This window comes from Roseovarius sp. E0-M6 (assembly GCF_037083845.1).
Taxonomy (GTDB): Bacteria; Pseudomonadota; Alphaproteobacteria; order Rhodobacterales; family Rhodobacteraceae; genus Roseovarius.
In genome coordinates, this window is the sequence record NZ_JBAPLA010000003.1 from 1 (window position 1) to 18,183 (window position 18,183).

Sequence of the window (18,183 nt, forward strand, 5' to 3'; positions counted from 1 at the left end):
GGAAACTGGCCAAGGTCTTTCCCGCACCGCAGCAAACGCGAAAAGCTTGATAGGACAGGCGTTCGCGCCGGATTTGGAATAGCTATTTCTGCGCTCGCAAACGTTAGTTTTTCCACAGAATCGGCTCAAAGCGGCCCTTCGCCTCACTTGCACAGCCCACGAAAAGCGTCCGCCGGATCGCTCCGACGGACGCCATGGCTGTCAGCGATCAAACGCTCACAAGATTTTCTGCCCGGTCTTCTCCCAATCCTTCATGAACGCCTCGAGCCCCTTGTCGGTCAGCGGATGCTCGGCCATCGCCTTGATCACCTTGGGCGGCGCGGTCATCACGTCGGCGCCGATCATGGCGGATTGGTGGGCGTGGTTCACGGTGCGGATCGAGGCGGCAAGGATCTGTGTCTCGTACCCGTAATTGTCATAGACCTGACGGATATCCGAGATCACCTCCATCCCGTCGAGGTTGATATCATCCAGCCGCCCGATGAAGGGCGAGATGAACGTCGCCCCCGCCTTGGCCGCCAGAAGCGCCTGATTGGCGGAAAAGCACAGGGTCACGTTGACCATGTTGCCCTCGTTGGTGAGAACATTGCACGCCTTGAGCCCGGCCCATGTCAGCGGCACCTTGACGGCGATGTTGTCCGCGATCTTGGCCAGCTTGCGGCCCTCGGCGATCATCTCGTCGGCCTCGAGCGCGACGACTTCGGCGCTGACCGGGCCATCGACCATCTCGGCGATTTCCTTGGTCACTTCGAGGATGTCGCGGCCCGATTTCAGGATGAGCGACGGGTTCGTCGTGACCCCGTCCACCATTCCCAAATCGTTAAGCTCGGCAATCTGGTCGACTTCGGCGGTATCGACGAAAAATTTCATGGGGGTTCCTCCGACGGATTGGCATATTGCGGTGATCCCGTGTAACCCAACCCAGAGCTTGCTGAAACCCTTGAAACGAGGTGCGCGTGACGCGCGAAGCCCCCGGATTTTATGACCATGGCGAACTGGTCGCGGTGCTGACAACACAGCCGCTTGACCGGACGCTGGATTATCGCGCGCCCGAGGGTGGCTGCCATCTGGGCGCTTTTGTCGAGGTGCCGCTCGGGCCGCGCAAGGTGGCGGGTGTGGTCTGGGGGCCGGGCAAGGGCGATTTCGACCTTTCCAAGGTGCGCCACGTGATCCGCGTGCTTGACGTGGCCCCGATGCGCGCCGAGATGCAGGAGTTCCTGCAACGTGCGGGCGATTACACCTTGACCCCCATGGCGGCGATGCTGCGGCTGGCCACCCGCGCGCCGGGGCTTGGCGATCCGCCGTCGATGCGCAAGGTCTATCGCCCCGGCGCCGCCACCCCCGACCGGATGACTGATGCGCGGCGCCGCGTTCTCGAAACCTTTGAAGAGTATGGCGGGCTTGCCTTCACGCTCAAGGAATTGAGCGAGCACGCCGGCGTGAGTTCGTCGGTGGTCAAGGGGCTGGTCAAGCAGGGCGCCGTCACTGAGGAGGACACCCCCCGCGACCTGCCATATGCCTATCTCGATCCCGCACGTCCCGGTGCCGATCTGACCGCAGATCAGGCCGCCGCGGCAGAGGTGCTCCGGGCGGGTATCCGGGACGGCATTTACGGCACCACGCTCCTGCGCGGGGTCACCGGATCGGGCAAGACCGAGGTCTATCTCGAGGCGGTGGCCGAATGCCTGCGGCAGGGGCGGCAGGCGCTGGTGCTTTTGCCCGAGATCGCGCTGACCGAGGAGTTCCTGCGCCGCATCACCGCCCGATTCGGCACACAGCCCGCCGAATGGCATTCAGGCGTCACCATGACCGAGCGCCGCCGTGCATGGAAAATGGTCGGCGAAGGTGGCTGTCAGGTGGTTGTCGGCGCGCGGTCGGCGCTGTTCCTGCCATTCCGTGATCTGGGGCTCATCGTCGTGGATGAAGAGCATGACAGCTCTTATAAGCAAGAGGACGGCGTGCTTTATAACGCGCGCGACATGGCAGTGCTGCGCGCCTCGATCTGTGACGCTCAGGTCGTGCTCGCCTCCGCGACGCCCAGCCTCGAAAGCTGGACCAATGCCGAGGCGGGCAAATACCGCCGGCTTGATCTTACATCGCGGTTCGGTGAGGCTGTGATGCCCGAACTGCGCGCCATCGACATGCGCAGCGAGACGCTTCCCTCGAACAGGTGGATTTCACCCACCTTGCAGCGCGCCGCCGAGGCCCGGATCGCGGCGGGTGAACAGGCGCTCTTTTTCCTGAACCGGCGGGGCTATGCGCCGGTCACCATCTGCCGGGCCTGCGGCCATCAGATCGGATGCCCCGATTGCGATGCGCGCATGGTCGAGCACAGGTTTCTCAAGCGTCTGATGTGCCATCAATGCGGCGAGACGGCGCCGATGCCCGAGGCCTGCCCCGCCTGCGAGGCCGAAGGCAAGCTGGCCGCCGTGGGGCCCGGTGTCGAACGGCTTGCCGAAGAGGCGGCGGCGCTTTTCCCTGAGGCACGGATCGCGACGCTGTCGTCGGACATGTTCGGCTCGGCCCGCGCGCTCAAGGCCGAGATCGCGGCCATCGGGGCGGGCGGGGCCGACATCATCATCGGCACTCAGCTTGTCGCCAAGGGGCATAACTTTCCGCTGCTCACGCTTGTTGGCGTGATCGACGCCGATCTCGGGCTTCAGGGGTCGGACTTGCGCGCCGCCGAGCGGACGTTTCAGCTCATGCGGCAGGTTGCAGGCCGCGCGGGCAGGGCCGAGAAGCCGGGCACCGCGCTGCTTCAGACGTTTCAGCCCGAACACCCGGTCATCCGGGCGATCCTTGGCGGCGACGAAGAAGGCTTCTGGCGGGCCGAAGCGCGGGAGCGCGAGCAGGCGGGCGTGCCACCGTTCGGGCGCATGGCGGGCATCGTGATCTCGTCCACAGACCCGCAAGAGGCGTTCGATGCAGGCAATGACCTTGCACGGCGGGATGGCCCCATCAGGCAGGCGGGCGCACAGGTTTTCGGCCCGGCGCCCGCGCCCATCGCCCGTATCAGGGGGCGCCACCGCGTGCGGCTTTTGGTCAAGGCACCCAAGGGCACGGCCTTGCAGCCCGCCATCGCGCGGTGGGTGGCGCAGGTCCGGGGCTCGGCCAACCTGCGGCTGACGGTGGATATTGACCCGCAAAGCTTTTTCTGACCGCGTCCAATACCCGGCACGGCAAAACCTGCTTGAAGGCCCGCCCGGGGGGGCATAGGGTCTCGGCCACCTCGGGGTGTCCCGGCCACTGGCCCGGACTGAGATGCACAGGTGCGAACCCGTTGAACCTGAACCGGCTAGAACCGGCGGAGGGAAGGTTTCAGCGCATCGCGCGCCCCTTGCCCTCTCGCCGCAAAACAAGAGAGAGGATCTTATGAAACATCTTGTATTTGCAGCGGGATTTCTGAGTGCGACGGCCACTGTCGCGGTCGCGCAGACACCCGAACTGACAGTCTACACGTATGACAGCTTTGTCTCGAATTGGGGGCCGGGCCCCCAGATCGAAACAGCCTTCGAAGAGCGTTGCGGCTGTGATCTCAATTTCGTCGGCGTCGAAGATGGCGCGGCGCTTCTGGCGCGTGTTCGCCTTGAAGGTGCGCGGTCAGAGGCGGATGTCGTGCTGGGGCTCGATACGAACCTCGTTGCAGCCGCCCGCGAGACCGACCTTTTCGCACCAAGCGGTGTGACGGCCGAGTATGACCTGCCGGTGGCTTGGGACGACCCCGTTTTCGTGCCTTATGACTGGGGTTATTTCGCCTTCGTGCATGACGTCGATATGACGCCGCCCGCCAACCTGCGTGCGCTGGCCGAAAGCGACACCAGCATCATCATTCAGGATCCACGCTCGTCGACCCCCGGTCTGGGCCTGCTGATGTGGGTCAAGGCGGCCTATGGCGACGAGGCCGAGGCGATCTGGGAGGGCCTTTCCGACAATATCGTGACCGTGACCAAAGGCTGGTCCGAAGCCTATGGCCTGTTTCTTGAGGGCGAGGCCGAGATGGTGCTGAGCTATACCACATCGCCGGCCTATCACCTCATCGCGGAGGAGGATGACAGCAAGGCCGCCGCCGTGTTCGACGAAGGCCATTACATGCAGGTCGAGGTGGCCGCAGCGATGGAGACGAGTGACACGCCGGAGCTGGCCCGCGATTTCCTTCAGTTTCTGGTCAGCGACACGGCGCAGTCAATTCTGCCGACAACCAACTGGATGTATCCCGCCGTGATGCCCGAGGCGGGCCTGCCCGAAGGGTTTGCCCAACTTGTCGAGCCCGAGAAGGCGCTGCTTTACCCCCCCGAGGATGCGGCGGCGCTGCGCCGTGAGGCGCTGGACGAATGGCTGCGCGCGCTCAGCCGATAAGCCCATGGCCGGGGGTGGCCGCCGCCGCACTTGTCGCGGTGGTTATCCTCGGCACGCTGGCCACCGTTGCGATGCGCGCCGAATCCTCTGGCCGGTTCGCGCCGGGCGATTTCGCGGCGATTCGCTTTACCCTTGTGCAAGCGGTGCTTTCCGCCGTGCTCAGCGTCGGCCTTGCGGTGCCGGTCGCCCGGGCGCTGGCGCGGCGCCGGTTTCGGGGGCGCACGGCACTTGTCGCGTTGTTGGGTGCGCCTTTCATCCTTCCGGTGATCGTGGCGGTTCTGGGCCTTGTCACGGTCTTCGGGCGGGGCGGGTGGCTGAGCGGCGCTCTGGGGGCGGTGGGCCTTCCACCGCTAAGCATTTACGGGCTGCATGGCGTGGTTCTCGCACATGTGTTTTTCAACTTGCCGCTGGCCACCCGGCTTGTGTTGCAAGGCTGGCAGGAGGTGCCGGACGAGCGTTTCCGCCTCGCCGCGCAACTCAGGGTCGAAGGCTGGGCGATGTGGCGGCTCATCGAATGGCCGATGCTTGTGCGCGTGGTGCCCGGCGCGCTTGCCGTGGTCTTTGCCCTTTGCCTCACAAGCTTTGCCGTGGTGCTGACGCTGGGCGGAGGGCCGAGCGCGACCACGATCGAATTGGCCATCTATCAGGCGTTTCGCTTTGATTTCGACCTTGGGCGCGCCGCGCTCCTGTCAGGGGTGCAGCTTGTGCTGACCGTGGCGGCCGCCACCGCGGCGCTGATCGCCGGGTCGGGCGCGGGCTTTGGCGCGGGGCAGGGCCGGGCCGTGCGCCGATGGGATGCGCGGGGCCGCATGGTGCGTGCGCTTGACGGGGCGTGGATCGTGCTCGCGGCGCTGTTTCTCTGTGTGCCGCTGATGGCCATCGTTCTGGCGGGTGCGCCGGGGATTGTGTCGATGCCTGCACAGGTCTGGGATGCGGCGCTCGTCTCTGTCGGGGTCGCGGTGGCAAGCACCTGTCTCGTGCTCGCTTTGGCGGTGCCCATGGCCGCGGCGGTGGCACAGGGCCGGTTCGGCGTGGTCGAGGTGTCGGGCTTGCTGGGCCTTGCCGCGTCGCCGCTGGTCATCGGGACGGGGCTTTTCATCCTCGTCCGGCCCGTGGTGGACCCGTTCGCGCTCGCTCTGCCGGTCACGGCGCTTGTCAACGCGCTGATGGCGTTGCCCTTTGCGTTGCGCATATTGGGGCCAGGCGCGCGCGATGTGGTGGCGGCGCATGGCCGGCTCGCCTTGGGTCTGCGCGTGACCGGCTGGCGCTTCCTGCTGTTGATTCTGGTGCCCCGGATGCGGGCTCAGATCGGTTTTGCCGCAGGGCTCACGGCGGCGCTCTCGATGGGGGATCTCGGTGTGATCGCGCTTTTCGCCGATCCTGAAACGGCGACACTCCCCTTGCAGGTCTATCGCCTGATGGGCGCCTACAGGATGGACCATGCGGCCGCGGCCGCGCTATTGCTTCTGGTGTTGTCGCTGGCGGCCTTCTGGTCGCTGGATCGTGGAGGGCGCTGGCATGCTGAAGCTTGAGAATTGCGTGATCCGCGTGGGAACATTCGGCCTTGGCGCCGACCTTTCGGTCGGTGCGGGGCGCAGGGTGGCGGTGATCGGGCCTTCGGGTGGTGGCAAGACGACGCTGCTTGAGGCCGTCGCGGGGTTCATCCCGCCACAGTCAGGCCGGATCACCTGGAATGGCCGTGATCTGGGGCCGCTTGGACCCGGAGAGCGACCCGTGGCGATGCTCTTTCAGGAGGGCAACCTCTTTCCTCATCTGAGCGCGGCGCAGAATGTCGGTCTCGGCCTCGCGCCGCGCCTCAAATCCGCGCGCGAACCGCAGGTGGAAAAGGCGCTCGCGCGGGTCGGGCTCGACGGTCTGGGCGGGCGCAAACCTTCAGAGATGTCGGGCGGTCAGCGCGCGCGCGTGGCCCTTGCGCGCGTCCTTGTTCAGCGGCGCGATGTTCTGCTTCTGGATGAGCCGTTTGCGGCGCTCGGCCCGGCGCTCAGGGCCGAGATGCTCGACATGGTGATGGAACTCGCGACCGAGACCGGCGCGACCGTCCTGATGGTGAGCCACGATCCCAAGGATGCAGAGCGCATCGCCCAAGAGGTGATCGTGGTGGCCGAGGGGCGCGCCGCCCAGCCGGTTGAGACCGGCGCGCTTTTTGCCGATCCGCCTGAGGTGCTTCGCCGCTATCTGGGATAAAGCGCAGCGCCCGACCGTTGCACGGGTTTCGCCTTTTGCCGATGGCTCTGGCTTGGGGTGAAATGGTTTGGGCGAAGGGCCCTTGGGAGCGGCCCTTCGCCGATCATGCTTCACGCCGCGAGACGGGCCCGCGTTTGCGTGATCGCAAGGGCAGCCTGAGCGGCTTCGCGCCCTTTTTCCACGAAATGCGCGCGATAGATCGCATTGTGATGGGCGGTCTCCTGATAGTGATGCGGGGTCAGTGACACCGAGAGAATGGGCACCCCGGTCTCAAGCCCGGCGCGCATCAGCCCGTCCACCACGGCCTGCGCCACGAAATCATGCCGGTATATGCCGCCATCCACGACAAAGGCGGCGGCGGCAACGGCGGCATAGCGCCCCGAGGCAGCAAGGTCGCGCGCCAGAAGCGGCATTTCAAACGCGCCGGGCACGTCGAAAACGTCGATCTGTTCGCGCGCAATGAGTTCGGCAAATCCATCGAGGGCGCGGTCCACGATATCGGCATGCCAGTTGGCCTTGATGAAGGCGTAACGGGTAAGTGTCATAAGGGTCTCCTTTCACATCTGACACGTCACCCAGAGCATCAAACGAAAGAAGATCGGGCGCACGTTCGCCCCCATCCCTGTCGCTCTCTTCCATCCGGACTATGACCGTCGGCTCCGGAGTTTCACCGGATCTGCTGACCCAAGGACAGAACCCTGTCCAAGGCGCTCGCGGGCTTCGGGGTGTTGCCCCGTTACCGCCGGTGGGGAATTTCGCCCCGCCCTGAGAGTCTGCGCATCTATGCAGGAAACCGCGCGCCGGGCAAGTGGCGTCGGCTTTTTGCAATTGCGAACGCAAATAGGGCGCGCAGCCATTGCACTGCGCGCCCCGTGCGGACGGTCTGGGGACCACCGTCCTGATGCGGCTCAGGCCAAAGCCTCAGCCGTCGCTGGAGGGAACGCCCATCAGCACGCCGGCTTCCTGACCTGCGGCCACTTCGGCCTCGCTGAGGGCGCCATCGCCATTGATGTCGACCGAGGTGAAGACATCGGTGCCCGCGTCGGGATAAACGGCGTTGAACTCTTCCATGGTCACCAGACCATCGCCATTGGCGTCGAGCCGGGCCTCGCCCTCGGTTGCGAAGGCAGGCAGGGAGAGGGCTGCGACGAAGGTGGCGGTAGCGACTTGCTTGAACATCGGAATGCTCCTTTTGTGTTCGTGTGAGAGAGAGCGTTTGCGCCCTCGGACAGGAACATGGGAACAGTCCGCGTCATTGTCTGCCCTTCCCGCGCGCCATGGCCGGAAAGGGCGGTGCCCTGCTGAAAATGGCGTTTCAGCAGGGCGAAAGAACGCCGTCGGCGGAGGCCCGCACACCCCCTGAGGGACGCGAATGCGTTCCGCCTGTCAGGCGATGAGCGACGCCACCGGGCGGATTGTCGCCGCGTCGATGCCGCGGGCGTTGGGGATGGCGGCATTCACGTATTTGCGCGCGGTGGGATGGTTGGGGTCAAGCACGCCCAGCCGGATCAGAAGCGACGCGATGCTGCATTCCGCCGCGCGCGTGCCGCCATCCGCGATCTTGAGCGCGACACCCAGTTTGCGTCCCGGAATGATCGCCACATAGAACGCCTCGGCCCCGGTCTTGAGCGCCACGGGCTCGGAACAGGCCCGCATCAATTCGGTGCAGGCGCGCCCGTCTCCTGCCACGAGATCGGGATGGGCGACCATTGCCTGCCAAAGCCGCACCATCGCGTTCTGGCGCGCGTCCGCGCCCTCTTGTGCGGCGGCATAGCGGGCCATGGCGCGGCCCATGCCATGCACGGTGCAGGCGTGGTTGGGGACCGAACAGCCATCGATGCCGAAACCCGGGCTTGTCTCCCCGGTCACCTCTTCAAAGGCCTGAAGACAGGCCCGCTGAACCGGATGATCCGGGTCGATATACTCGGCTCCGGCGCCCATGTGCCGGGTCAGCGTGAGAAAGCCCGCGTGTTTGCCCGAGCAGTTGTTATGCACCTGGCACGGGGTTTCGCCGGTGCGGATCATCTCGTTTCTGGCGGCCTCGCCCATGGGCATGTGCGGGCCACACCGGAAATCGTCATCGCCAAGGCCCATATCGGTCATCCACGCCGAAACGCGCGCGGTATGTTCGGGCGCCCCGTTATGGGAGGCGCAGGACAGCGCCAGTTGCTCGGCCGAGAGATCAGCCGCCGCGCCGCTTTCCACCATGGGCAGCGCCTGGATCATCTTGGAGGAGGACCGCGGAAGGATCAGCGCATCGGGATCACCCCATGCTTCGCGGATCGCGCCCCTCTCGTCACATATGACGGCGTGGCCGCTGTGAACACTTTCGGCCAGCGGGCCGCGCCAGATTTCAACCATGGGAACAGGGTGTGCCATTCTTCCTCCAGATGCCGCAGGTCATGTGCGACTTTTCGCCAATTCAGCCTTTCGCCTCTCGCCTGTTTCAGGCTATTATTGCAAAGTCGAGCAGGTATTGGCCGTTTACCACGGAAATCCCCCCGAAACAGGGGGGCGGGTAACAAGCGGCCCGACGATTGAGGCAAACGGACGGCTGGGAGGCTGGACATAAATGGGATCAATTTTCAAACAGGGTGCCCTGATTGTGGCCTTGGCGGCGATTGCATCGCCGGTGGCGGCTCAGCAGGAAAGCACCAACCAGGTTGCGGCGAACACAGCGTGGAGCGTGTTCGAGGACAGCGACCCCAAGGAATGCTGGGCCGTGTCCGCCCCGACCGAAACCGTGAACACCCGCGATGGGCGCGTGGTCGCGGTGCGGCGCGGGTCGATCCTGCTGATGACGTTTTTCCGCCCTGACGCCGACGTCAGCGGGCAGGTGGCCTTTACCGGCGGATATCCTTTCGCTGGCGGATCGACCGTGAACGTCAACGTGGACGGCAACAGTTTTGAACTCTTCACCGAAGGCGAATGGGCCTGGCCCGCCAATGCACAGGACGATGCCAAGATCATCGCGGCGATGAAGCTTGGTGCCGACGTGACCCTGACCGCGCGGTCCAGCCGGGGCACCACCACCAAGGATACTTTCTCGCTGATCGGGTATACCGCGGCGGTGGAAGAGGCCTCGAAACGCTGTAAGTAAGAAATGCCCGATCTGTGGCAGATGCGCCCTGTCCGGTTTCCGGCGGGGTGTTCTGCTTTTCATCGGGCGCCATGTGATATAGAGGGACGTCCTTAGTCTCTTGTCATCTGACCCGATAGGTTCGCCATGTCTGCCGATGCGCCGATCACCCAAGACGTCATGACCATTCCGCGCAAGCTGCCGGAGGGGAAGGTCAACCTTGTGGGCCTCACGCGTGATGCCCTCCGCGAGGTTCTGATCGCCCACGGCACCCCCGAGAAGCAGGCCAAGATGCGCACCGGGCAGATATGGCAATGGATCTATCAATGGGGCGTGCGCGACTTTGACGCGATGACGAACCTCTCCAAGGCTTATCGTGCCGAATTGAAAGAGAATTTCGAAATCCGCATTCCCGAGATGGTCAGCTGTCAAGTCAGCGCCGATGGCACGCGGAAATACCTTGCGCGGATCGCAGGCGGGCACGAGGTCGAGGTGGTTTATATCCCCGAAGCCGACCGCGGCACCCTCTGCATCTCGAGTCAGGTGGGCTGCACGCTGACCTGTTCCTTCTGTCATACAGGCACCCAGAAACTGGTTCGTAACCTGACGGCGGGCGAAATCGTGGGCCAGGTGATGATGGCGCGGGACGATCTTGGCGAATGGCCCGAACCCGGCACCCGCAAGGACGAAACGCGGCTGCTGAGCAATATCGTGCTGATGGGCATGGGCGAGCCGCTTTATAATTTCGAGAACGTGCGCGACGCGATGAAAATTGCCATGGACGGCGAGGGGATTTCGCTGTCGCGCCGCCGGATCACGCTCTCGACAAGCGGCGTCGTGCCGGAGATCGCTAAAACCGCCGAAGAGATCGGCTGTCTTCTGGCGGTGAGTTTTCACGCCACCACCGACGAGGTCCGCAACAAGCTGGTCCCGATCAACAAGCGGTGGAATATCGAGACGCTGCTTGGCGTGCTGCGTGAGTATCCCCGCCTGTCGAATTCCGAGCGGATCACCTTCGAATACGTGATGCTCAAGGACGTGAACGACAGCGATGAGGATGCCCGGCGTCTGGTGAACCTGATCAAGGGTATTCCCGCCAAGATCAACCTTATCCCCTTCAACGAATGGCCCGGCGCCCCCTACGAGCGGTCCGATTGGAGCCGGATCGAACGGTTTGCCGATATTGTTTACAAGGCAGGCTATGCCAGCCCCATCCGCACCCCGCGCGGCGAGGATATCATGGCAGCCTGTGGTCAGCTCAAATCCACGACGGAGCGGGCGCGCAAATCGCGCCGCGAAATCGCCGAAGAAGCCAAACTCTCTCCTTAAAGGCGCCACCTTTGACTGGGACGGTGAAGAAACCGGATTTTAACCGGTTCATGCGTAGCGTTGCAGACAAAGGAGGGTACAACGATGGTTTATGTTCACAAGGACCCGACGGTCGAGGCCGGTGTCGTGGCGCTTCTGCGCAACGAACGTGGCAAGGCCCGCACCCGCGAAGATTGGGAGCGCGCCTTGAAAAGCTATGGCTATGGCCTCAACCATACACGCGAGAATGTGTTCGTTACGACCTTTCCGCATGGCGTCGAAATCTGCCGGCTTCCCGGCGACCTGATCTGAGACGTCGCAGCATTTCGTTTCACAGGTGACATCGGGCAGCCGCCCCACGGCGTGATGGCTTGGACCATTGAAGGGGCTCAAATCGGCACAAGGTCCAGACATCTCACGGGGGTCACCTTTCGCGGGCGCCTCGGGTCAAAGATGAAACGCCTTGGGTCAGCCCCCGCTGCCCTCGCGGGCTTACACCGTCCGCTTATTTCCTTATTGCAGCTTTGAAGCCTCGGCGCGCGACATGACCTTAAAATGCCCTGCACAACCTAAAAGTGTGCTGGTTCACAATTGCCCTGAAAATTCTTTTTGACGTCACAAATCGACAGAATTGTTGCCATTTCGGCAAAATACCCAATCAACATCAATTTTTGTTGTGGGAAGTGAAACGATGACACAGATGAACACAGTGCAAGAGAATGACGTGATGGAAGTTGTGCTGCGCGAACGCCGCATGGCCGTTTCGGATCGTGAGTGGCGGCACCGCCTGAAGGGCTATGGATATGCCATCCGCGACACCGATGAGGGCCGGGTGATCACCTCGCTTTTGCGTGGCAACGCGCTTTGTGGTCTGCCCGCGCACCTGACGAGCTGAGACCGCTGCGCACGTCTCAGGGCGGGATGGGATCATCCTTCTTGCGCGGCGTGGCCAGGGCCTCTGCCGCGATCGCGGGCCGTGATCTGCGGCCCCTGTCCGGTCGGCTTCAGATTTCGGAATAGAACGTGTCGATGATGTCGATCGCCTCGTCGGCGGTCTCGACGAACTGGAACAGCTTCAGGTCCTCGGGTGAAATCGTTCCCGCCTCCGACAGCGCCTCCCAGTTGATGATCTTCGTCCAGAATTCCTTGCCGAACATGAGGAACGGCATGGGTTTCATCCTGTCGGTCTGAATGAGGGTGAGCGCCTCGAAGGTCTCATCCAGCGTGCCGAACCCGCCGGGAAATACACAGACCGCCTTTGCCCGCATGAGGAAGTGCATCTTGCGAATGGCGAAGTAGTGAAAATTAAAGCACAATCCGGGCGTCACATATTCGTTGGGCGCCTGCTCGTGCGGGAGCACGATGTTGAGGCCGATCGAATTGCCGCCCGCATCATGCGCCCCGCGATTGCCCGCTTCCATCACGCCCGGACCGCCACCCGTGGCAACGACGAATTCGCGGCCATAGGTCTGCATGGATTTCTCGGTCATCTTTTGCGCGAATTTGCGCGCCTCGTCATAATAATGCGACAGGTCGGCCAGCGTCTTGGTGCGCGCGCCCTCCTTGTGCTCGGGGTCGGGGATGCGCGCCCCGCCAAATAGCACCACGGTGCTTTCGATCCCGCGCTCGTTCTGGATCATCTCGGGTTTCAGAAGCTCGAGCTGTAGGCGCACAGGGCGAAGCTCGTCCCGGCACAGGAAATCATTGTCATTGAAGGCCAGCCGGTAGGCGGGGGCGCGGGTTTGCGGCGTGTCGGGCACCTGTTCCGCGGTGTTGCGGTCGGAATGTGCGTCACGGAACTGACTGGTGCGGTCGTCTTTCATCGGGTCGGGCGTCCTTGGCTTGTGTCTGCTCTCAATGGGTATAGGTTTCCCGCGAAGTTGGAAAGTGACAGGTGCGCGAGCGGATGGACTGGCAGTCGGAAATAAAAGCAGCGGAATCGCGGCTCAAGGGTCATGTGCGCCAAACTCCCGTGCTCCGGGTCAATGCGGATTGGGGCGGCGGGCCTGTGGAACTCAAGCTTGAACAGATGCAGCATACCGGCAGCTTCAAGGCCCGCGGCGCGATGAACACGATCCTGAGCCGGGAGGTGCCCGCGGCGGGGCTTGTCGCCGCGTCGGGTGGCAATCACGGGGCTGCGGTGGCTTGGGCCGCGCGGCACGCCGGGCACAATGCCCGGATCTATGTGCCCGAACTTGCGGGCCCCGCCAAGATCGCGCTGATCCGCTCGTTGGGGGCCGACCTCGTGGTGGTGCCGGGGGCCTATGCCAACGCGTTCGACGCGGCCCGCGCCTATGAGGCCGAGACCGGCGCGATGCAGATCCACGCCTATGACGCCGAACCGACCGTCGCGGGGCAGGGCACCTGCATGGCCGAATGGGAGGCGCAGGGGCTTGAGGCCGATACCGTGCTGATCGCCGTGGGCGGCGGCGGGCTGATTGCGGGCGCGCTGGCATGGACGCAGGGCGCGCGCCGGATCGTCGCGGTCGAGCCGCGCGGCTGTGCGGCGCTGCATGCCGCTCGCAAGGCGGGCGCGCCGACCGATATCGAGGTGACGGGGATCGCGGCCAATGCCTTGGGCGCGCGCCGCATCGGCACGATTTGCTATGATCTGGCCTGCCAATACGACATTCGGTCAGTGTTGGTCGAGGATGCCGATATCGTGCGGGCTCAGGCCGAACTTTGGCAATCCTTGCGGCAGTTGGTCGAACCCGCCGGCGCCACCGCGCTCGCGGCACTTTTGTCAGGCGCCTACCGGCCCGAGCCGGGGGAACGTGTGGCGGTTCTGGTGTGTGGCGGGAATGTCGCCCCCGATCCGCTGGCCTGATGCATTTCCGGGCTGGCATCTGGCGCGCCACGCGGCGTAGGATCGCCCAAAAACCGGAGCCCACCTAATGTCTGATCGCCCCAATCGCCCCTTGTCACCGGCCACGAAACTCGCTCAGGCGCTGCGGTTTCTCGACGAAGAAACCGGCGCCATCGTGCCCCCCATTCAGCCCACGGCGACCTATGCGCGCGATGGCGATTACGGGCTGCGTCAAAGCTATATGTATCGCCGCGACAGCAACCAGACGACCGAACAGGCCGAAGCGATCATCGCAGACCACGAAGAGGCGACGGAGTGCATGCTGTTCGCCAGTGGCATGTCGGCCTGCACCGCCGTCATCGACGCGCTTGAGGCCGGGGCGCATGTGGTGGTGCCCGATGTGATGTATCACGGCGTGCTGCAACAGTTTCAGCGCTGCAACGCCATGGGCCGGCTTGACGTGTCGTTCTACAGGACCGGCGATCTTGGCGATATGGCGCGTCACTGTCGCCACGGGCAGACGCGGCTTGTCTGGGTCGAAACCCCCAACAACCCCGATTGGGACGTGACCGATATCGCGGCCGCGTCAGAGGTCGCGCACAAGGCGGGCGCACGCCTGCTGACCGATTGCACCGGAACGCCCCCCTGCGCCACCCGCGCGCTTTCGTTCGGGGCGGATATCTCGTTCCATTCGGCCACCAAGTATCTCAATGGCCATTCGGATGTGACGGCGGGCGCACTTTCGGTGCGCGAAACCGGCGCCTTCTGGGACGAGATTTTCGAGCGGCGCAAGCTGACCGGCACGGTGCTGCATTCGTTTGACGCATGGCTGTTGATTCGCGGCATGCGAACGCTGATGCTTCGGTACGAACGTGCGACGCAGAATGCGCTCAGGATCGCCACCCATTTCGAGTCGCATCCACAGGTCGAGGCGGTGCTCTATCCGGGCCTGCCGTCGCATCCGGGCCATGAGGTCGCGACGCGTCAGACCGGCGGGATGTATGGCGGCATGCTCTCGATCGTGGTGCGCGGAGGCGAACAGGCGGCGATCGACGTGGCAAGGTTCTGTGGGCTGTTCTATCCCGCCACGTCGCTTGGCGGCGTCGAGAGCCTGATCGAGCACCGCAAGACGGTTTCGGGCGAGGGGTTCAACGTGCATCCCGCGCTGTTGCGCCTGTCGATCGGCATCGAGGACGCGGACGACCTGATCGCCGATCTGGAACAGGCCTTGACGCGCGCCGGAGGCTGACCGCGCGCCGCCTGTCGGGGCATGATGACAGGTCCGCTCCGTTGGTATTATCCCATTCGATGAACTGGCCCTATAAGGCCGGGGCGCGCTTCTTTACGTTCCGCCTCAGATTTTGATGCGCGGCTTTGGGGTCGCGCGCGCTGTTGCGAGGATGCTCCAATGAAAATGACCACCGAAGAAGCCTTTGTGAAAACCCTCCAGATGCACGGCATTCAGCATGCCTTTGGCATCATCGGATCGGCCTTCATGCCGATTTCGGATATCTTCCCCAAGGCGGGTATCACGTTCTGGGATTGCGCGCATGAAGGGTCGGGCGGGATGATGGCCGATGGCTACACCCGCGCGACCGGCAAGATGTCGATGATGATCGCCCAAAACGGCCCGGGCATCACCAATTTCGTGACCGCCGTCAAAACGGCCTATTGGAACCACACGCCGCTTCTTCTGGTCACGCCGCAGGCCGCGAACAAGACGCTGGGTCAGGGCGGCTTTCAGGAGGTCGAACAGATGGCCGCCTTCGAGGAGATGGTCTGCTATCAGGAAGAGGTCCGCGACCCGACGCGGATGGCCGAAGTCCTCAACCGCGTGATCCTGAACGCCAAACGGTATTCGGCGCCCGCCCAGATCAACGTGCCGCGCGATTACTTCACTCAGGTCGTGGATATCGACCTTCCCCGCATCGTCGAATTCGAGCGCCCGTCGGGCGGCGACAATGCGCTTGACGACGCGGCCAAGCTTTTGTCCGAGGCGAAATTCCCGGTCATCCTCAACGGTGCCGGCGTGATCCTTGCCGGGGGCATTGCCTCCACCGCAGACTTGGCCGAGCGTCTGGATGCGCCTGTGTGCTGTGGCTATCAGCACAACGATGCCTTCCCCGGCTCGCATCCGCTTCATGCCGGGCCGCTTGGCTATAACGGGTCCAAAGCGGCGATGCAGCTTATCGCGCAGGCCGATGTGGTGCTTTGCCTCGGCACCCGGCTCAACCCGTTCTCGACCCTGCCGGGCTATGGCATCGACTACTGGCCCAAGGACGCCAAGATCATTCAGGTGGATGTGAAACCAGAGCGGATCGGTCTGACCAAACCCGTGGCCGTGGGCATCATCGGTGACGCCAAGAAGGTCGCCGAAGGCATTCTGGCCCGTCTGTCCGACGATGCGGGGGATGCCGGCCGCGATGAACGCCGCGCGACCATCTCCAAGACCAAGTCGGCCTGGGCGCAGGAGCTTAGCAGCATGGATCACGAACAGGACGATCCCGGCACCACATGGAACGAGCGTGCCCGCGACGCCAAGCCTGACTGGATGAGCCCGCGCATGGCGTGGCGCGCGATTCAGTCGGCGCTTCCCAAGGATGCGATCATCAGTTCCGACATCGGCAACAACTGCGCGATCGGCAATGCCTATCCATCGTTCGAGGAGGGGCGCAAATACCTTGCACCGGGCCTCTTCGGGCCTTGCGGCTATGGTCTTCCGGCCGTGGTGGGCGCCAAGATCGGATGCCCCGATACGCCGGTTGTCGGCTTCTCGGGCGATGGCGCATTCGGCATCGCTGTGAACGAACTAACTGCGATCGGCCGCGGCGAATGGCCCGCCGTGACCCAGATCGTCTTTCGCAACTATCAATGGGGCGCGGAGAAGCGCAACTCGACGCTCTGGTATGATGATAACTTTGTCGGCACCGAGCTTGATGAACAGGTCAGCTTTGCGGGCATCGCCAAGGCTTGCGGTCTCAACGGGGTCGTCGCACATACGATGGATGAACTCACCGACGCCCTGAATCAGGCGATCAAGGATCAGAAAGCAGGCAAGACCACCCTGATCGAGGCCATGATCAATCAAGAGCTGGGAGAACCCTTCCGCCGCGACGCGATGAAAAAGCCGGTCGAGGTCGCGGGCATCGACGCGACGGACATGCGTGAACAGCAGGTCTGATCCGGGTGACCGAGCGGGACGCGATCCTTGTTCTCAATGCGGGGTCGTCCTCGATCAAGGCTGCGGTCTTTGACGGGGCGCTTGCTCCGCTCCTGCGAGGTGCCGTAACCGGCATCGGCGGCGCGGCGGGGCAAGTCTCGGTCCCGTCCGGCTCGCAAAAGGCGCATTTGCCGGACCATGCGACGGCACTTCGCGCGCTTTTGGCCGGGCTTGGTGACGATGGTCTGAACCTCGGGGCGCTGCGCGGGGTCGGGCACCGCGTGGTCCATGGCGGGGCCGACCTGACCCGGCCACACCTGATAACGCGCACGGTGCGCGATCAGATCGCCGCCTGCATTCCACTCGCGCCCCTCCATAACCCGCATCACCTTGCCGCCATTGATGCGGTGACAACGCTCGCGCCTGAGCTGCCGCAATGCGCGAGCTTCGATACGGGGTTTCACGCCACCAACCCCGAGGTGGCGTTGCGCTATGCGCTGCCCGACCGGGCGGAAACGCGCGGGTTGCGCCGCTATGGGTTCCACGGGATCAGCTATGCGGCGATGGTCGGTGATTGGGAGGCCCACACCGCCGCGCCGCTGCCGCCGCGCCTTTTGGCCTGTCACTTGGGCAACGGCGCGTCACTCTGTGCGATCCGCGATGGACAATCGGTGGGGTCGACCATGGGCTACTCTCCGCTTGACGGTCTGACCATGGGCACACGCACCGGTGCGATTGACGGCAATGCGGTGCTGCACCTCGCGCGTGTCATGGGCATCGACGACGCCGAGCATTTGCTCAACCATGAAAGCGGCCTTCTGGGGCTGTCGGGCCTCAGCGCGGATATGCGCGCTCTCGAAGAGGACGGCAGCGATGCCGCGCAATTCGCCATCGACCATTTTTGCTACTGGGCCGTGCGGCACGCGGGCTCGATGATCGCGGCGATGGGCGGGCTTGATGCCGTGGCCTTCACCGGCGGCATCGGCGAGAACGCCCCGAATGTGCGCGCCCGCATCATGGACGGGCTCGGCTGGCTGGGCCTGCGCGCCGAGGAGGCCGCCAACGAGGCGGGCCGCACACAGCTTCATCAGGATGGCTCAGATATCGGCGCCTGGATCGTCCCGGCACAGGAGGAGCGCCGAATCGCCACGGAGGCGCTTAAGGTTCTGGGCACGGCATGACAGCGCGCACCCCCGAAACCCCCGTCCAAAATCAGGAAAGACACCTCGAAATTCGGCATTTCCGGCGAGAAAGTTCATGGATTTTGAA

The 18,183-nt window shown here is 64.0% G+C and carries 17 protein-coding genes and 2 riboswitches; of the genes, 12 read left to right on the forward strand and 5 right to left on the reverse strand.

The features are described 5' to 3' along the window. Positions 1 to 216: 216 nt before the first annotated feature. Positions 217 to 870 carry a fructose-6-phosphate aldolase gene (fsa, locus tag V8359_RS09835; RefSeq protein WP_336428640.1) on the reverse strand — a complete coding sequence of 218 codons (654 nt, stop codon included), beginning with the start codon at positions 868 to 870 and terminating at the stop codon, positions 217 to 219. Positions 871 to 956: 86 nt separating this feature from the next. On the opposite strand from fsa, the gene V8359_RS09840 reads away from it, so the two are divergent. The 4 genes from V8359_RS09840 to V8359_RS09855 all read left to right on the forward strand — a co-directional run bounded on the left by V8359_RS09840 (position 957) and on the right by V8359_RS09855 (position 6,561). Beyond that, a complete protein-coding gene (locus V8359_RS09840; RefSeq protein ID WP_336428641.1) occupies positions 957 to 3,158 on the forward strand; it encodes a primosomal protein N' in 2,202 nt (733 codons plus the stop codon). 62 nt (positions 3,159 to 3,220) lie between these two features. Beyond that, positions 3,221 to 3,330, forward strand: a riboswitch (TPP riboswitch). 42 nt (positions 3,331 to 3,372) lie between these two features. After that, entirely contained in the window at positions 3,373 to 4,356 is a 984-nt protein-coding gene (gene thiB, locus V8359_RS09845) for a thiamine ABC transporter substrate binding subunit (protein WP_336428642.1), read from the forward strand. Next, positions 4,332 to 5,888 carry a thiamine/thiamine pyrophosphate ABC transporter permease ThiP gene (locus V8359_RS09850; RefSeq protein WP_336428643.1) on the forward strand — a complete coding sequence of 519 codons (1,557 nt, stop codon included), beginning with the start codon at positions 4,332 to 4,334 and terminating at the stop codon, positions 5,886 to 5,888. The genes thiB and V8359_RS09850 overlap by 25 nt, the downstream gene beginning before the upstream one ends. Further along, on the forward strand, positions 5,875 to 6,561 hold the full coding sequence (locus V8359_RS09855; RefSeq protein WP_336428644.1) for a thiamine ABC transporter ATP-binding protein: 687 nt from the start codon (positions 5,875 to 5,877) through the stop codon (positions 6,559 to 6,561). Before V8359_RS09850 ends, V8359_RS09855 begins: the two co-directional genes overlap by 14 nt. 110 nt (positions 6,562 to 6,671) lie before the next feature. Here V8359_RS09855 and V8359_RS09860 read toward each other — a convergent pair whose 3' ends face one another. The 3 genes from V8359_RS09860 to V8359_RS09870 all read right to left on the reverse strand — a co-directional run bounded on the left by V8359_RS09860 (position 6,672) and on the right by V8359_RS09870 (position 8,940). Then, positions 6,672 to 7,106: a 6,7-dimethyl-8-ribityllumazine synthase gene (locus tag V8359_RS09860; protein WP_336428646.1), complete on the reverse strand. Its 435-nt coding sequence runs from the start codon at positions 7,104 to 7,106 to the stop codon at positions 6,672 to 6,674. 78 nt (positions 7,107 to 7,184) lie between these two features. Continuing rightward, positions 7,185 to 7,338: riboswitch (FMN riboswitch) on the reverse strand. Positions 7,339 to 7,482: 144 nt separating this feature from the next. Beyond that, entirely contained in the window at positions 7,483 to 7,740 is a 258-nt protein-coding gene (locus V8359_RS09865) for an EF-hand domain-containing protein (RefSeq protein ID WP_336428647.1), read from the reverse strand. Positions 7,741 to 7,947: 207 nt separating this feature from the next. Then, entirely contained in the window at positions 7,948 to 8,940 is a 993-nt protein-coding gene (locus V8359_RS09870; RefSeq protein WP_336428648.1) for an asparaginase, read from the reverse strand. 193 nt (positions 8,941 to 9,133) lie between these two features. On the opposite strand from V8359_RS09870, the gene V8359_RS09875 reads away from it, so the two are divergent. The 4 genes from V8359_RS09875 to V8359_RS09890 all read left to right on the forward strand — a co-directional run bounded on the left by V8359_RS09875 (position 9,134) and on the right by V8359_RS09890 (position 11,843). Next, the gene (locus V8359_RS09875; protein ID WP_336428649.1) at positions 9,134 to 9,661 is read left to right on the forward strand and encodes an invasion associated locus B family protein; all 528 of its coding nucleotides are present in this window, start codon (positions 9,134 to 9,136) and stop codon (positions 9,659 to 9,661) included. Positions 9,662 to 9,787: 126 nt separating this feature from the next. Further along, positions 9,788 to 10,969 (forward strand): 23S rRNA (adenine(2503)-C(2))-methyltransferase RlmN, encoded by a 1,182-nt coding sequence (gene rlmN, locus V8359_RS09880; protein ID WP_336428651.1) that lies wholly within the window; start codon positions 9,788 to 9,790, stop codon positions 10,967 to 10,969. Between the two features lie 84 nt (positions 10,970 to 11,053). Next, positions 11,054 to 11,260: a hypothetical protein gene (locus tag V8359_RS09885; RefSeq protein WP_336428652.1), complete on the forward strand. Its 207-nt coding sequence runs from the start codon at positions 11,054 to 11,056 to the stop codon at positions 11,258 to 11,260. A 379-nt stretch (positions 11,261 to 11,639) separates the two neighbouring features. Next, complete coding sequence (locus V8359_RS09890; RefSeq protein ID WP_336428653.1) at positions 11,640 to 11,843, forward strand: hypothetical protein; 204 nt, start codon at positions 11,640 to 11,642, stop codon at positions 11,841 to 11,843. Between the two features lie 109 nt (positions 11,844 to 11,952). On the opposite strand, the gene V8359_RS09895 is transcribed toward V8359_RS09890, so the two are convergent. Then, positions 11,953 to 12,771 (reverse strand): LOG family protein, encoded by an 819-nt coding sequence (locus tag V8359_RS09895; protein WP_336428654.1) that lies wholly within the window; start codon positions 12,769 to 12,771, stop codon positions 11,953 to 11,955. An 83-nt stretch (positions 12,772 to 12,854) separates the two neighbouring features. Here V8359_RS09895 and V8359_RS09900 point away from each other — a divergent pair, with 83 nt between their 5' ends. The 4 genes from V8359_RS09900 (at position 12,855) to V8359_RS09915 (ending at position 18,095) form a co-directional block, all read left to right on the forward strand. After that, positions 12,855 to 13,775 carry a threonine/serine dehydratase gene (locus tag V8359_RS09900; RefSeq protein ID WP_336428655.1) on the forward strand — a complete coding sequence of 307 codons (921 nt, stop codon included), beginning with the start codon at positions 12,855 to 12,857 and terminating at the stop codon, positions 13,773 to 13,775. 67 nt (positions 13,776 to 13,842) lie between these two features. Next, on the forward strand, positions 13,843 to 15,003 hold the full coding sequence (locus tag V8359_RS09905) for a trans-sulfuration enzyme family protein (protein ID WP_336428656.1): 1,161 nt from the start codon (positions 13,843 to 13,845) through the stop codon (positions 15,001 to 15,003). Positions 15,004 to 15,162: 159 nt separating this feature from the next. Then, a complete protein-coding gene (xsc, locus tag V8359_RS09910; RefSeq protein ID WP_336428658.1) occupies positions 15,163 to 16,935 on the forward strand; it encodes a sulfoacetaldehyde acetyltransferase in 1,773 nt (590 codons plus the stop codon). Between the two features lie 5 nt (positions 16,936 to 16,940). After that, positions 16,941 to 18,095 carry an acetate/propionate family kinase gene (locus V8359_RS09915; RefSeq protein ID WP_336428659.1) on the forward strand — a complete coding sequence of 385 codons (1,155 nt, stop codon included), beginning with the start codon at positions 16,941 to 16,943 and terminating at the stop codon, positions 18,093 to 18,095. Positions 18,096 to 18,183: the final 88 nt, after the last annotated feature.